Genomic DNA, 13,863 nt, shown 5'->3' with positions numbered 1-13,863 from the left:
GCAATGAGGAACCTGAGTCAGGCCCTAAACGATACTTGTTGAGGTTGAGGAAGTAACAGCCCAGGGGGGTGTTGTCAGTGGCACGTGGTACGGCGGAGTTCAACGGGCGTAATCTGCGAGAGCTGCGGACGAAGCAGCAGGTCAAGGGCCGTTTTCTCAGTGCTCAAGCTCTCGCTGAGCTGGTCGGCACCTCAAAGGCTCGCATCCTCGCCTATGAGACCAACAAGTCAGTCCCTGAGCCTAGGCGGATCGCCCAACTGGCCGATGTCTTCGAGGTGACGGCGGCCGAACTGTGTCAGACGGACACTGGGCATCCCACTGTCCGCGACTTGCGATGCCAGGCTGGCCTTACCGCTGCCCAGGTTGCCGAAACCATCCACGTCAGTCGCACCAGCTACCGCAACATCGAACGCTTCGCGCAACTGCCAGCGCGTGACAACAGCGTGGTGCGCATGAATCTCGCCGTCTGCCTGGGCATATCCCGCTCCGACATCGACCGTGCGCTCTACCAGCACCCCCTGGCCATCGCACGGCGCGCTCAGATCACCGACCTCATGGCCGACTTGTTCAAGCAGGCCCATCAATTGCACAAGCCAGCTGTCGTCAACCCGGACGACCCGCGCATCGTCCACATTGCTCACCTCCTCCAACGCGTTCCCAGCGTGGTGTGCCGCCTGGTCAATGATGAACTGATCAGCTATCGGGCTCTGCTCAGGGACCTGGCGTACGCCGAAACGGACAACGCCTTCGCTCAGTCTGAGCGTGCGCGAAGGCAGGCCAGGTCTCAGAGACGAATGATCATCAGCCGGATCGAAACCGCCCCGGTGCGCTCTGCGGATACCCTGAGCAGCTTCCTCACAGAGGCCATGAGCGCACGCGAGTGGCGCCTCATGGTGGACCTGAGCCACCTGGAGCCCAACGGCATCGACGTGGTGGTGGCTGAAGACGACGATTTCTTCGCCTGGCAAGGGCTGCGCCACCGACGGTTCGTCGAGATGAACATGGCCCGCAAGGAGACAGATGATGGGTGGCCGATCTTCCACATCGTGCTCTCTGGCGCCGGTGCCCGGTGCATCCTGCGGATGCACACCAGGTACGGCTCCCTCTATCCGCGGGTACGCACACCACGTCTGACACATTTGAACCTCAAATCGGCGGGCCCCCTCAGGAGGCCGCGAGCGCGGCTTCGTCTCGCGGATACGTACGCGCAGGCCGACCGGGCCGAAGGCATGCCGCATGTCCAGATCATCAAAGATGTCCCCGACATATAAGGGAAGTAGTTACCAATTCCCAGCATGCGTGTGTACGCAAATGCTCATAGGCATGAGCTCGACCGGTATCCGAACCGTCAGCTCACTGTGCGGCTGTCCGGGTCGGGCGAGGGTGTGATTGTGGGAGCCGTGCCGCTGCGGCCGATCATCCGCAGCGGCACGGCGTGTGCTCCTGTACGAAGCCGACGTGTTCCGTACGGGAGTGGCCGCCCTCGACCGCGCCGGGCGGTCGGGGGCGGCCGGCCTCCCCGTTCCAGGGCGGGACGCGGGGAGGGGTTCAGGGGGTGGGCGGTGGCTGCTGCGCGGTCCACGCGCGGTGGAGTTCGCGGACCTGACGCGCAAGAGCCCGTGCGTGATAGTGCGCGTCCATGGGGTCCTCGGCGTCGTAGCCGACCTCCAGCAGGTGTAGCCCGGACTCGACCGCGCCGTCGAACCGGGCCCGGTGGCCGATGCCGACCCGGTCGGCGTCGACCGCCTGGACCAAGGCCCCGAACGCCGCGATGAGGCCCTTGATGGTCTCGGCGCTCTCCGTCAGATCCGGTACGGCGCTGTCCCGGCCCAGCGCCCGGCTGACCAGGTCCGGCACCGCCTCGGCGGTGAACTCTTCCTCGACCTGCGCCGCGTCCTGCACCGGTTTCTGCGCGTCCGTCACCGGCTGGCCTCCACACGTCCCGGCCGGTGCTCCGCGTCGACGGGGTACACGGCGAACGCACCCACCGCGGCCATCCAGGCGTGCAGGGTCGGCACCCACTGGGGATGGTGCGCGATGTCCAGTTCCGTCCTGCACACCACGCCCCCAGCGGTGCCGTTCTCGATGAGCTCGACGGTGCGCGCCCACTGCGACCGCATCCACATGTGCCGGTCCGGGGTGCAGACGTCGGCCAGGTGGGCGGCTACGGAAAGGCCGTGAGCGCGGGCGAACTCAGACAGGCGCTCGATGTTCGACAGGCCCATGACGGAGGTCTCCGCGCGGGAGTACACCACCACAGGGCGGGAGGCATCGAAGTGCCCGAAGGTGCGCATCGTGGGTTTTTCGGCTGTCGGCCTCATGCCCAGCAGGGTGCCGCGTTCCGCCATGATCAACCCACAGCGGGAATGTGGCTCTTAGGGATGGCATATGCCGTTACTGCTGGATCTCCATATGCCGTACGAGGGAGGCCAGTCCTGCCGAACGGATTCCTGCTCCCGATGTGACCATGTCGTCCACCAGGGTGCGGGCCATGGGGTGCGCGTAGACGTAGGTGGGGGCGTGCCGGGCGGCCGTGTGCAGCGTCGTGATCGCCTCGTGCGTGCGCCCGAGCTGGTGTTCCGCGCGTGCTTTGTCGATCCGCCAATGAGTGACCCGTTCCCGCGAGGGGGTCACTCCGCGCGCCTCCACATCGAGGCCGGGCACGAAACCGAGGCCCTTGTCCGGCTCGTCGATTTCCACGCCGGCCTCCACCGCGTGCACGGCGACCACCGGCACGCCGAATACCGTGTGCCACCTCAAGTCCGCGTATCCGGAAGGGAGTTGGCGGGCGACGGTGAGGGCGGCCGCGGAGTGCTGCCACGCCTCTACCTTGTTGCCCGCCCGTGCGGCGGCGACGACCCTGCGCAGCAGCAGCGCCCCGTGCAGCGCGAAGACGTCGGTTGGCGCGTCGTCGGCGAGGAGCGGTTCCAGGTCGCCCAGTGCGGCGTCTGCGATCGCGTCGGCCGACCGTACGTCGCCCTGGTGGAGCATCGCTCCGCACCGGTCCCACGCGGTCGCCGCCTTCGACAGCGGGTCACCAAGTTGCGTGGCGGCCCCGGCCGCGACCTCGGAGGCCGTCCACGCCAGATCCGGGAATCCGAGGACGTTCGCGGACTGGCGGGCGTTGCGGGCCGCGTCGACCACCAGGGCGAGCGCCCGCTCCCGCTCCGCGCCCTGGTAGGACAGCAGCGCTGTGTTCAGCGCCTCCAGCAGGAGCGGGAGCACGCGGGCGGCGTCCAGGAGCCGCGCTCCCTGGCGGGCTGCGTTCGTCTCGGCCACCATGCGCTCCAGCTCTGGCCAGGCGGCCGGGGGCGCGCTCGCGCTAAGGCCCGGGTGTCCGCTCAGGATCAGCCCCGAGCGGCGCAGCACCGTCCGCAGCGCCGGGATGTGCGCCGTGGTCGATTCGCCCTGCCGCAGCCGGTAGGGCTGTCCCAGCAGCCAACTCGCGTCGACGTCGCACACTTCGGCGACGGCGTAGATCAGCGAGACCTTGTCGAGCACCAGGCGGCCGGCCTCCACCTCCTGCACCCACCGCTCGCCCCGGCCGACCAGGCCGCCGAGCTGCTCTTGGCTAAGGTCCTGCCCCAGGCGCGCGATGCGCACCCGGCGCCCGATGTGGTCCCGCTGTGCGTCGTACATGTGCCGCCAACTCCGTTCCGGGATAGCCCTGTTCAAACGGTACGCCCGGAAGCCGTCTGCCGTTGACGCAGGGACTTTCCCTTCTCCGCCCCTTATGCACTGGATGCATATTCGGAAGCGACAGGCCGGTATACCGGCCGGGGCCGGGTGCGGTAGAAACGCAGCGAGGCCCCGGGGCGATTCGAGCGCTCCGGGGCCTCATTCGTGCTGCTGGTGGGGTCAGCCGGTGTGGCACACGTCCCTTCCCCGCAAGCAGCTACGCGGAACCCCCTGCCTGCCATGAGGAAGGGATCCTGAGCCCAGGCTCAGAGGCCCCCGCTGGCAGCAGGTCCAGTGGTGCGGAACCGCGGGCACGCATGAAGCTCACCGTACTGCCGGAAAACCTGGCGCCGGTGAAGCTCACGGTGCCGCCGGAGAACGTCGCGCCTTCGAAGTCCACGTCGCCGCCGGAGAACATCACAGAGTCGAAGGTCACGGTGCTGCCGGAGAACCTGGCACCGGTGAAGTACCCGTCACCGCCGGAGAACCTGGCACCGTTGAAGGTCACGGTGCTGCCGGAGAACCTGGCACCGGCGAAGTTCACGACACCGCCGGAGAACGTCATCCCGCCGAAGATCACGTCGCCGCCGGAGAACGTCGCGCCTTCGAAGTCCACGTCGCTGCCGGAGAGCCCGGTAAGGCCGAAACTCACGGTGCCACGGGAGAAGACGGCACCGATGAAGTTTACGGTGCCACCGGAGAACGTCGCCCCGAGGAAGCTCACGTCGCTGCCGGAGAACGTCGCCCCGCCAAAGCTCACGTCGCTGCCGGAGAACGTCGCCCTGTCGAAGTTCACGGTGCCGCCGGAGAAGACGGCATCGGTGAAGTTCACGGTGCCGCCGGAGAAGACGGCATCGGTGAAGTTCACGGTGCCTTCAGCGAAGGTCGCGCCAGCGAAGTTCACGGAGCGCTCGATGGTGACCCCAGTGAGGTCGAGGTCGCAGCCCTGCCAAGAACGGTGGGCTTCCCGGGGAATGCGGTAGTGATCTCCGATCAGGCGCAGGACCGTGTGACGAACCTCTGCCAATGCTCGGTACTGGGACTCTCTGGTCTGGTGGACAACAAGGTCATCTAAGGCATTGGTAGGTGGGTCTCCGGGGTCGGGCGGGTACGGCAGCCGCAGGTAGGCGCACAGTACGTCAATGCAGGTCTGGCGCAGGTCTTGCGTCGGGGCGTCGTCAGCGAGGCCGGCCAGAGCGTGGACACCCCCGAGCCGTACCGCAGGGGAGTCCGAGCCGAGTTTGTCGACGGCCGTCGAAAAGCGTTCGGTGTGCAGCCGAGTGGACTCCCGATGCGCGCCGGCCTCGTCCACACGCTGACGCCGGTAGGCGACAACCAGGGCGACCAGCGCTCCCGCCCCGGCGACCACTCCGAAGGAGAGCTTGACCATATCGAAGAGCGTCTTGGCATCGAGCTTGGTGCCGGTTTCGATGGTGTTGAAGTCGAGTAGCACCACCAGCCCGTAGAAGATTGCACCCGCGACGAGAACTGCGGCGGCGAAGGCAAGAAGCAGCGCTCGCCCTACCTTCCACAGCCGCAATTCCCGGTCACGCGGGTCGGACGCTGGCTTTGGCGTAGCAGTCATGACGAGGAAGACACGACAGGCACACCAGAGGTTGCACGATTTTCCAGGGCTGCGTCGTGATGCGGAGAGCACGAACAGGCGGGGGCCGGGTGAGGTAGAAACGCAGTGAGGCCCCGGGGCGATTCCAGCGCTCCGGGGCCTCATTCGTGCTGGTGACAGGTCAGCCGGTGTACCCGCCCATGATCAGGTCGGCGGCGGCCTGGCGGCGCTCACCGGCCGTGGTGCGGGCAACGCCGAGCAGCTCGCCCACCTTCTCCAGGGTGACCCGCTCACGCAGCACGTCCGCCGTGTCCTGCGGGGTGCCTCCGGCCGCGAGGATCAGCCGGGCCACCCGGCGCTCCGCCCGCTCCCGGGAGCTGAGACGGGCGAGGTCCTCGGCCTCCAGCGCGGCCAGCTCGGCGCGCGCCGCAGCTTCGCGGTCCTCCGCCTCCTGTCGCCGCGCGGCCACCTGTGCCGCCTCGTACTGCGCCCGCTCCGCCGCCAGCCGCTCCTGCTCCCGCTCGTACGTCGCTGCGGCCTCGCGGCTCTCCGCCGTTTCCTTCTCCAGCCGCGCCGCGCGCTCCTCGGCCTCCGCCGCCTCGACGCGGGCCTGCGCCGCGATCCGGAGCGCTTCCGCCTCGCGGGCCTCCGCCTCCGCCGTGGCGGCGCTCTTCTCCGCCGCCTCCTCCTCGCGGGCAGCGCGCTCCGCCGCCCGCGCTTCACGCTCCGCCCGCAGGCGCGCCGACTCCGCCTCCAGGAGGGCATTGTGCGCGTCGGTCTCGGCGCGCGCCGCCGCCACCTTCTCCCGTGCCGCTGACTGCGCGGCAGCCTCCGCCGTCGCGGCGCGGGCCTCCGCTTCCGCCGTGGTCTGCTCCGCCGTGATGGTGTGCTCTGCCGCCGTCACCGTCGCAGAGATCCGCATCCGCGCCACCGCGGCCTCCGCCCGACGGCGCTCTGCCTCGACCTGGCGCATCTCCTCCGCCGCCGCGAGGGCATCGGCACGCTCCTGCTCCGCCACGGCGCGGGCCATCTCCGCCTCCTTGCGCTGCTGCGGGAGGCGCAGCGCCTCCTCCACACCGAGCCCGAAGGGGGCCATGGTGAAGGGCAGCAGCTCCTCGGCGCGGGCCTTCTTCCTCCACTGCCGCCCGTGCTTGTGCGCCAGGTAGGCCCGGTAGACGGTGCGGTCGTGCTCAAGCTGCACCGCCTGTGCGTACGACGGGATCTCCCACAGCCGCATGCGCCGGTAGAGCGTCCAGGAGGACACCGGGGAGAGCAGCCACCGGTGCAGCGGCACCCCGTTGGACGCGGCCCCCATCCGGACCCGCGCGGTGCGGATGACCAGGTGCCGCGCGGCCTCCACCGTCGCCACGAACAGCACGGGCATCACACCGTGCAGCGCGGCGCCCACCGGGTCAGCGGTCAGCGGCCGGCCGGACGCGGTGGCGTTGAAGAAGATGGTGGCCAGGGTGAGGAAGTGGCCGATGTAGCGCAGCAGCGGGCGGGGAGTGCGCCGCCAGGCAAGGGCCAGGTCCATGCCGTACATCACGAGGATTCCGGCATCCACGCCGATCGGCACGGCCGACGCGACGAACGGGCCGAAGCCCTTCTCCAGGGCGAGCGCATGCAGCGTTTCGTACGAGGCGGCGAAGCCGATCGCGGCGATCACCACCGCCCCGATCATGGTGAGGCCGATCACCCACCGCATGACGATGCCGGAGCGGTCCGGAGCTTCGGCCGGAGCGGGAAGCGGAGCGGCCGGAGCGGAGTCGGACAGGACCGGAGCCGGTTCGTCGGCCGCCGGAGCGGGGGTCGGCGTCACCGGAGCGGAGTCGACGGCGGCCGGAGCCGGGCGGGGGTGGCCCGGAGCGGGGGCGGCGGGGGCCGGAGCCGGGGCGGGGCCGGGGATCGTTCCCGGCTCGATCGTGGTGGTCAACTGGACTCCTCTTGTGGTGCGTGTGGTGCTGGACGGAACGGGGCCGGGCGGCGGCGGAGCCGCTGCCGCCCGGCCGGTCGTGCATTCCGTCACGGTGGCGCTGCCCCCAGTTTCGCGGGGTGCCTTCCGTGACGATCACTCATGCGGCCTAGGGCCGGGGGCGAGTCGGGGGCGGGTGCTCCTCCTGGCGGCCGTCCCGCTCGTGCGGCGGCGGACGCAGCGGCAGCGTGGGCTTGCTCATCAGCAGGCCCCGCATCCGGTGTCGGAGGGTTGGTAGTCGACCCACGCGCCGCAGCGGGCGCACTGCCAGAGGTGGGCGAGCACGCCCAGCCGTCGCGTCACGGCCGGCCTCCCGTCAGCAGGTCGACCAGGCGGGTCCGCCAGGCCCCGCACCGGACGCATACGTACTGCCCGTTGGCCTTGTCGAGTCGCATCCGTCGGCCGTGGCAGTGGGGGGCAGTGTGACGTGCCATCACCGACCGCCCCGCAGACGGCCGTTGCTGCCGTTGCCCGCGCCCGGTACCGGCCTCTCGGTCGGGACCTTGGTCCAGCCGCCGGTCTCGGAGTCGTATTCGCGGGCGTGGGGGTCGGGCTGCTGCTTGTTGTCCTGCGATGCCATGATGGGCTCCTGTTCCCTTGCGGAATGGGCCCCGGGCGACCGCCCTCTGTCCAGGAAAGTCGGTCGTCCGGGGGTTCTTTTTTGGTGCCGTTCTCTACTGACGGCCGGTACTGGCGAGCTACTGACGGCGGCTACCGGCGACGGGTCGTCAGTACGGTCGTAACGCTCTGACCTGCAATCGTCTGTAGAGAACGGGGTCTGTGGGCGGTCTACTGACGGTCGCCGGTAGCCGCGTAGCGGGTGTGTGGGGGGCTCCCGAGGACCTCGACCAGGCCGTCGTCCACCCACGCCTTCAGCCACCCGCCGACGGTCGTGGGGGAGACCCCGATGGCGTCGGCGACGGCGCCCCGCTTGATGCCCTGCGGCCCGGCCTGGCGGACGATCTCCAGCGCCCGCGCCCTCGGGTCGGCGGCCTCGGTGGCCTCCGTGGCGAGCCACCCTTCGAGCACCGCCCAATCGACTGCCGGAACAGTCTTCTCCGGGACCGGAGCGGGGGCGGGCGTCGCCGGAGCCGGTGGTGCCGGGGCCGGAGCGGGCGCGCCGGTCGGCGGAACGGGGGCGCGGAGCGCGCGGACCATGTCTTGCACCTCGGCCATGTCGTCGCCGTCCAGCCACAGGGAGCGGACGGTGGTGATCCGGCCGTCGGCCCGCAAGAGGCCGATTCCGCGCTGTGCCTCGTCCAGGAGATGAGCGGAGTACCCGCGTCCGGCCATCCCCTTGCCCAGGATCGAGTTGGACTCGTCCGCGCCGGTGGAGTACATGCACCACCGCCAGATCAGGTTTCCGGTGATCATGCGGTCCAGCACTTCGGCAGAAGAGACCTGCGCGGAGAGCACCAGGACGATCCCGAACGCCAGGCCCCGGGCGGCCAGGTCCGCAAGCGAGCGGCTGATCTTCTTGCCGTGCTTGCGGTCGCCGGTGAAAACGCCCACCTCGTCGACGACGACCACCTGGAGCTCCAGCCCCTCACTGCCGACGAGGTCGGGACGCTCGGCGAGCGACTCAACGCCCTCGGCGGCGAGCCGGGCCGCACGCTCGCCCATGTCCGCCACCAGCGCCTCCAGTCGCTTGGAAAGCTGCTTCGCGCGCTTCTCCGGGTCCCAGATGTGGTGGTCGACCAAGCCATGCCATCGGTTCTGGCCGGGGTGCTTGCCGTCCGCCAGGACGACGCGCACGCGGGAGTCCAGCAGGCATCCCGCGATGATCAGGCGCAGCGCAGCGCCCTTGCCGGAACGAGACGACCCGCCCAGGAGGAGAGAGACGTCCCGCAGGCGTACGTACAGCAGGCGGCCCCACGCGTCGACGGCCACCGGGATGCCCTGCTCCCAGACGTCGACGTCGGCGAGCATCTCGGCCGTGCACAGCACCGGCTCCGCGAAGGGGTCGGTGTCGAAACCCGAGACCACCATGGTCTTGTCGTCCGTACCGGGCACCCGCTCTACGTGCAGCCGGGACCGGTCCAGCCCAAGTTCTCCGCCCAGTCCCTTGCGGGCGTTCACGACGTCGTCCACGGTGGCCCCGGTGTCGTCGGGCAGGCGCACCACGACCGTCCACCGCCCCGCCCGCACGTCCTCCTCCAGGAGGCGCACGTGCGTGCCGCGCGGGATCACCCGGCACGCTGCGAGCGCGCGGGAAAGAGCGGTCACCAGGTCGGCGGACGCGGGCACCGGCCCGCCAAGTCCGGGAGTTCCGCCCGGAGCGCCGGGCCCTGCGGGCGGAGCCCCGGCGGGGGCGACCGGAGCCGCCCCGACGGTCGGCGGAGCGGTACGCGTACCGGCCGGAGCCGCCGCGAGCGTCGGCCCGCCGGTCGGCGGCACGACAGCCGGCGTCGCCGCGATCAGCTCCGCCGGGACCGGACGCACCGTCAGCTCCAGCGGCTCCGGGCCCCGTACCCACGCACTGACGATGCCGAGGGCGGCGGCGGCCGGCCCCGCCCACCACGCACCACCCGCGACGGTGGCGGAGCCGATGCCCGCCACCGGGACGGCGAGCAGCGCGCACCGGGCCGCCGCCACCCGCTGCCGACGGTGGCGCACCTGCGCCGGGTCCAGCACCGGCACCCGGAACTCCCCCAGCGCCGCGAGGGCGGCAGCGCCGCGCGCGGCCTCCGCCTCCGCGGCCTCCAACTGCGCCTTCCCGGCCGGGGTCAAGCCGCCGTCCTCCTCCGCGATCTGGCGGAGCTTCGCGGCGCGCTTGAGTGCCCGGTTGATCTCGCGGCGGTGGTCCTGGACGGCGTCCTGGTGCGCCTCGGCGCGGTCCTTCACGATGCGGCGCAGCAGCTCCTCGCTGCTGACCGTGTGCCCGCCCGCCCAGTGGGCCATGTACCGGGCCAGGTGGCGGGCGCCGGATCGGGTCCGGCGGACAGAACGGCGCTTGCTCATCCGATCAGCACCTCCCCCAGCCACGTCACCAGGGGGACACCGAGGGCGGAGACCCAGCCGCCGACCGCGACAGTGATTCCCCACGTCGCCCCGGTCAGACCGCCGGAGAGGGCGAAGAGACGTTCTTCCCAGTTCTTCGCGAAGACCAGGTAGAGCACGAATCCGAGCACCAGGCAGAACGCGATCCAACTGCCGGAGTAGCCCAGCACTTCACCGGTAGAGAGCGGAACCGCACCGGCTCCGGCCTGCCCCACAGCGATGTCCCCGACCTGCGCCCCGACTGCGTTGCCCGTACCGGTGAAACCGCCGCTGATCTTGCCGACCAGGCCGCCGGTGACAGCCGATGCGAGGATCAGCGTTACCGCCGACCCGGCCCACGGCACGAGGAATTTCTTGCGCTTCAACGCCTTGAAACTGCGCCCCTTGCTGAAGAACACCCACATCGCGGTCCCGGCCATGACCGTGAACCCAAAGGCTGCTCCAGCACGCGTGACCACGTGGGTGAACGTGATGAAATCCATGCTCAGGCCCCCACGATCCACGAAGCGATCAGGTCGCGAGTCGGGGCCGCGATCAGCGTTCCGCCGACGACGGCGACCAGGAGCGCGGCGCACGCCCACCGGCGCAGCCCCCGTCCCGCTGCGACGCCGACTCCGGCGACCACCGACGTCACGACCGCCACCGCGAAAGCGGCGTCCACCGAGGCGTCCCGGGCCATCGGACCGGCCACCCGCTCCGCCCACAAGAACGCGGGCAACGCCCCGGCACCGACCGCTGCGAGGGTGCGCACCGGGTGCACCGCGCGGACGGCGGCACGGACACGGTCCCAGTCGATCAGGTGGTCATCCGACGGGTCCCGGTCCGGGATCGCGTCCACCGACCGCGACGACAACACCGGCACCTCCGCACGGGCGGCCGGGCGCTGCACGCCGAACTCCTCGTCGTCCAGGAGCCGGTCAAACCAGTCGGCGCGGTCGTCGCGCTCCTCCTGGACGCGCTCGCCGGACACCTGCGGCGGCACCACAGCCAGGTAACCGCGCGCAGCCGGCCACCCCTTCGGCAGCGGGGGAACCCCGCCCGCGCTCACAGGACACCCGCTTCGCGCTGCATCATCCACGCACGCACCCGCAGCTCGTCCGCGCCGACGACCGCCACCGCGGCCTCCGCCACCGACTCCACCAGCACCCCGGTACGGCACCGCGACGGCAGCACCGTCCGGGTCCGCACCGGCACGGAGCGGGTGGCACTCCGTCGAGGACGCCACCAACGCCCTTTATCTGCAACCATCACTTCGTCGGCCTCTCTCCACGCAAACGGGCAGGTCCGACAGCCACTCGGCGCTCCAACGCCGGGCACGTGCTCCTCACAGGGAGCGCGCAGCGGCCTCTGGCTCCAACCAGGGGCCGCTGTTCTGGCTGACACAACTTAACGTATACGCCAACATCACGGATTGCAAGGATGTCGTATACGTCAAAGCTGACAGTCCCGGTCACGCCGTATACGCTATGTAGTGGCGCTACCGAGAGGAGGGACCGACTGATGGAATCGCGATACGAAGAGATCGCCCGTGAATTTCGACTCAAGATCGTCTCTGGGGAACTCGCACCAGGCGACCCACTACCACGAATGCGGGACACTGCTGCCGCTCACGGCGTCAGCGACATCACCGTTCGCAAGGCGTACGACATCCTCCGTCGTGAGGGACTGATCGAAACCCGGGGCAGGAGCGGGACGTTCGTGTTGGAGCACCCCGACCGAGCACGCCTGACGGTGCGCCACCGTCAGATTGAAAGGGATGATCTGGGCTACTACAGCGGCCCCGAGGTCGCCCATTGGCGTGCGCTCCCCTTCCCTGATGGTGATCGCACACGTGTTGGCGAAGCCACTGCGCCGACCGACGTAGCGCAAGAGCTCGGCATCGCTCCTGACACCGTTCTAGTCGTTCGAAGGCGGCTGATTGGCGACCCTGAACGGCCGGAGCACCGCCAACTCGCCGATTCATGGATTCCCCCATGGGTCGCGGAGGCGGTGCCGGCGCTTAGGGGGGACACAGGCCCTGGGGGCATGTACGACCGCCTCGAGGAGTGGGCCGACCAGCCGCTTCTATGGCGAGAACAGGTCTCCGCTCGCATGCCATCCCCCGAAGAGGCCTCCGCGCTCCTGTTGCCTAGCGCCGAAGTTCCGCTGCTCCGAGCAGTGCGGACCACCTACTTTCCACGCAACGGCCGTGTTGCAGAAAGAATCACTGAAGTTCAAGACATCCGAATGAGCGCAGCAGTCTTCGCGCTCGGCTACCCGCTGCCGCGAGGAGAGTCGGCACAGTGGCCTGTACGCCCAGCAACAAGCGACTACTACAAAGCGCCCCATAGCAGCACCTAAGCCGCGCAAGGCACTCAGGCCGCACTGCCGACTGACGGTCGGCCTCTCCCTCTGAGGGGAACCAAAAGGCCGGGGTGTTACTGCGTTCCCCTGTAGGGGAACGCAGTAACACCCCGGCCTTGCTTCTGTACCTAGTCCCTGACGGGGAGGTGGTGGACCACAGCCAGCTCCGTACGCTCCTCGGAGGACTCCGAGGACACTTCGCCTGTCGCGGTAGGACCGAGGCGGTAGAAGCGAATGTTAGCGGCGACGTAGGCCACCTCCAGCCACCCTCCAGCCACCAGGCGGTGAATGCTCCGAGAGCTGCTAGTAGTGCTGAGTCCGAGCTTCTGACCGATGGCTGAAACCGTCTCCGGCACGGCCTCCCCTGCCGGAACCGCAGTAGCAAAGTAGAAGAGGATTCGGACGTCTGCCCCAGGCAGATTCGGAACTCGCAAGAGCACATCGTGCAGTTGTTCAGCCGTGAAGTCACGGCTCGGGTGCTCCGCTGCTGCGGTCGTCATGATGCGGCAACCTCCTCTAGGGGCAGCTTGGGATGCGGCACCGACTGTGACGCCGCGTGGCTGCGTTGCTGATCTGAGGGCCCGTCGAACGCCACCCGCGGGTTGACTCGGAAAAACTTCACGCGCCCCACCTTCTCCGCCTCGATCAGCAGACCTCCGAGGGCCAGCCTACCGACGCACCTTCCAACCGTGACAGGTCGCATGTCCAGCCGGTCGGCGATCTCCGCGTATGTCTTGCGGACAGGGCCACCTCCACGGGGACTGTTGAACACGAAGAAGCCGAACACATCTCGATCGTTCCGATTCAGCCCGCTTGCCTTGTCCCAGACTCGTGCGCCAATCCCCTTGTTGACGTTGGTGTGCCGGCCTCCACCACTCCAGGCATAGCCCCTGTCGTCCCTGTCTCCTTGGAGTTCGAGTTGCACGAACTCTCCGGTCTCACGGTTCACCGCCCTTACCTGACGCGCCATCAGCCCCTACTGCCCATCAACTAGTGTTCCCCCCACGGGGAATCGAGTAACACCAACCTAAGGCCACTTCCCCTCTAGGGGAATCATGCCACGCCCGTTTCACTCGATCGTTTCCCCTCTACGGGATCCCGTAGACTGCTACCGTTCCCCTATAGGGGAACGGAGTGGACGAAAGCGCTACTCAAATGTTGCTGAGGGAGAGTCAGCAACGCTCTGACCTGCAACTTTCTTGATTCCCTCTTAATCTGTCTTTTGGGCTGCGGAGCAGACCTGTTTCTAGGGGGTTCAAAAGGGCGGGGGGTCGGGGGTGGGTCTGGATCGCTCGGCGATCCAGAC

The 13,863-nt window shown here is 69.1% G+C and carries 13 protein-coding genes; 2 read left to right on the top strand and 11 right to left on the bottom strand.

Annotation, left to right across the window (positions count from 1 at the left end; translation table 11 throughout):
- The first annotated feature begins 77 nt into the window (after positions 1-77).
- Positions 78-1,271 carry a helix-turn-helix domain-containing protein gene (locus tag ACZ56L_RS35375; protein WP_471069313.1) on the top strand — a complete coding sequence of 398 codons (1,194 nt, stop codon included), beginning with the start codon at positions 78-80 and terminating at the stop codon, positions 1,269-1,271.
- A 277-nt stretch (positions 1,272-1,548) separates the two neighbouring features.
- On the opposite strand, the gene ACZ56L_RS35370 is transcribed toward ACZ56L_RS35375, so the two are convergent.
- From ACZ56L_RS35370 to ACZ56L_RS35325, 10 genes are all read right to left on the bottom strand, one after another.
- Positions 1,549-1,923: a hypothetical protein gene (locus tag ACZ56L_RS35370; protein ID WP_471069311.1), complete on the bottom strand. Its 375-nt coding sequence runs from the start codon at positions 1,921-1,923 to the stop codon at positions 1,549-1,551.
- The gene (locus tag ACZ56L_RS35365) at positions 1,920-2,321 is read right to left on the bottom strand and encodes a hypothetical protein (protein WP_471069309.1); all 402 of its coding nucleotides are present in this window, start codon (positions 2,319-2,321) and stop codon (positions 1,920-1,922) included. The genes ACZ56L_RS35370 and ACZ56L_RS35365 overlap by 4 nt, the downstream gene beginning before the upstream one ends.
- A 73-nt stretch (positions 2,322-2,394) precedes the next feature.
- Complete coding sequence (locus ACZ56L_RS35360) at positions 2,395-3,639, bottom strand: helix-turn-helix domain-containing protein (protein WP_471069307.1); 1,245 nt, start codon at positions 3,637-3,639, stop codon at positions 2,395-2,397.
- Positions 3,640-3,895: 256 nt separating this feature from the next.
- Positions 3,896-5,263, bottom strand: coding sequence for a pentapeptide repeat-containing protein (locus ACZ56L_RS35355; protein ID WP_471069305.1), 1,368 nt, complete (start codon positions 5,261-5,263; stop codon positions 3,896-3,898).
- A 160-nt stretch (positions 5,264-5,423) separates the two neighbouring features.
- Positions 5,424-7,175: a DUF2637 domain-containing protein gene (locus ACZ56L_RS35350; RefSeq protein ID WP_471069303.1), complete on the bottom strand. Its 1,752-nt coding sequence runs from the start codon at positions 7,173-7,175 to the stop codon at positions 5,424-5,426.
- A gap of 472 nt (positions 7,176-7,647) precedes the next feature.
- Positions 7,648-7,794 carry a hypothetical protein gene (locus ACZ56L_RS35345; RefSeq protein WP_471069301.1) on the bottom strand — a complete coding sequence of 49 codons (147 nt, stop codon included), beginning with the start codon at positions 7,792-7,794 and terminating at the stop codon, positions 7,648-7,650.
- A 209-nt stretch (positions 7,795-8,003) separates the two neighbouring features.
- Positions 8,004-10,175: a hypothetical protein gene (locus ACZ56L_RS35340; protein ID WP_471069299.1), complete on the bottom strand. Its 2,172-nt coding sequence runs from the start codon at positions 10,173-10,175 to the stop codon at positions 8,004-8,006.
- Positions 10,172-10,696 carry a hypothetical protein gene (locus ACZ56L_RS35335; RefSeq protein WP_471069297.1) on the bottom strand — a complete coding sequence of 175 codons (525 nt, stop codon included), beginning with the start codon at positions 10,694-10,696 and terminating at the stop codon, positions 10,172-10,174. Before ACZ56L_RS35335 ends, ACZ56L_RS35340 begins: the two co-directional genes overlap by 4 nt.
- A 2-nt stretch (positions 10,697-10,698) precedes the next feature.
- Positions 10,699-11,196 (bottom strand): hypothetical protein, encoded by a 498-nt coding sequence (locus tag ACZ56L_RS35330; protein WP_471069295.1) that lies wholly within the window; start codon positions 11,194-11,196, stop codon positions 10,699-10,701.
- Between the two features lie 62 nt (positions 11,197-11,258).
- Positions 11,259-11,408: a hypothetical protein gene (locus ACZ56L_RS35325; RefSeq protein WP_471069293.1), complete on the bottom strand. Its 150-nt coding sequence runs from the start codon at positions 11,406-11,408 to the stop codon at positions 11,259-11,261.
- A gap of 306 nt (positions 11,409-11,714) precedes the next feature.
- On the opposite strand from ACZ56L_RS35325, the gene ACZ56L_RS35320 reads away from it, so the two are divergent.
- Positions 11,715-12,554 carry a GntR family transcriptional regulator gene (locus tag ACZ56L_RS35320; RefSeq protein WP_471069291.1) on the top strand — a complete coding sequence of 280 codons (840 nt, stop codon included), beginning with the start codon at positions 11,715-11,717 and terminating at the stop codon, positions 12,552-12,554.
- Between the two features lie 499 nt (positions 12,555-13,053).
- Here ACZ56L_RS35320 and ACZ56L_RS35315 read toward each other — a convergent pair whose 3' ends face one another.
- Positions 13,054-13,506 (bottom strand): helix-turn-helix domain-containing protein, encoded by a 453-nt coding sequence (locus ACZ56L_RS35315; RefSeq protein ID WP_471069289.1) that lies wholly within the window; start codon positions 13,504-13,506, stop codon positions 13,054-13,056.
- Positions 13,507-13,863: the final 357 nt, after the last annotated feature.

The sequence above is a fragment of the Streptomyces sp. NPDC039736 genome, assembly GCF_055596485.1.
Note: the sequence above shows the minus strand (reverse complement) of the source record. Positions and strands in the feature narration are given on the sequence as shown.

Excerpts from the sequence above, each read along its gene's own strand:
- ACZ56L_RS35365 (WP_471069309.1), bottom strand. The coding sequence starts at position 2,321 with ATGAGGCCGACAGCCGAAAAACCCACGATGCGCACCTTCGGGCACTTC.
- ACZ56L_RS35360 (WP_471069307.1), bottom strand. The coding sequence starts at position 3,639 with ATGTACGACGCACAGCGGGACCACATCGGGCGCCGGGTGCGCATCGCG.
- ACZ56L_RS35355 (WP_471069305.1), bottom strand. The coding sequence starts at position 5,263 with ATGACTGCTACGCCAAAGCCAGCGTCCGACCCGCGTGACCGGGAATTG.
- ACZ56L_RS35345 (WP_471069301.1), bottom strand. The coding sequence starts at position 7,794 with ATGGCATCGCAGGACAACAAGCAGCAGCCCGACCCCCACGCCCGCGAA.
- ACZ56L_RS35340 (WP_471069299.1), bottom strand. The coding sequence starts at position 10,175 with ATGAGCAAGCGCCGTTCTGTCCGCCGGACCCGATCCGGCGCCCGCCAC.
- ACZ56L_RS35335 (WP_471069297.1), bottom strand. The coding sequence starts at position 10,696 with ATGGATTTCATCACGTTCACCCACGTGGTCACGCGTGCTGGAGCAGCC.
- ACZ56L_RS35320 (WP_471069291.1), top strand. The coding sequence starts at position 11,715 with ATGGAATCGCGATACGAAGAGATCGCCCGTGAATTTCGACTCAAGATC.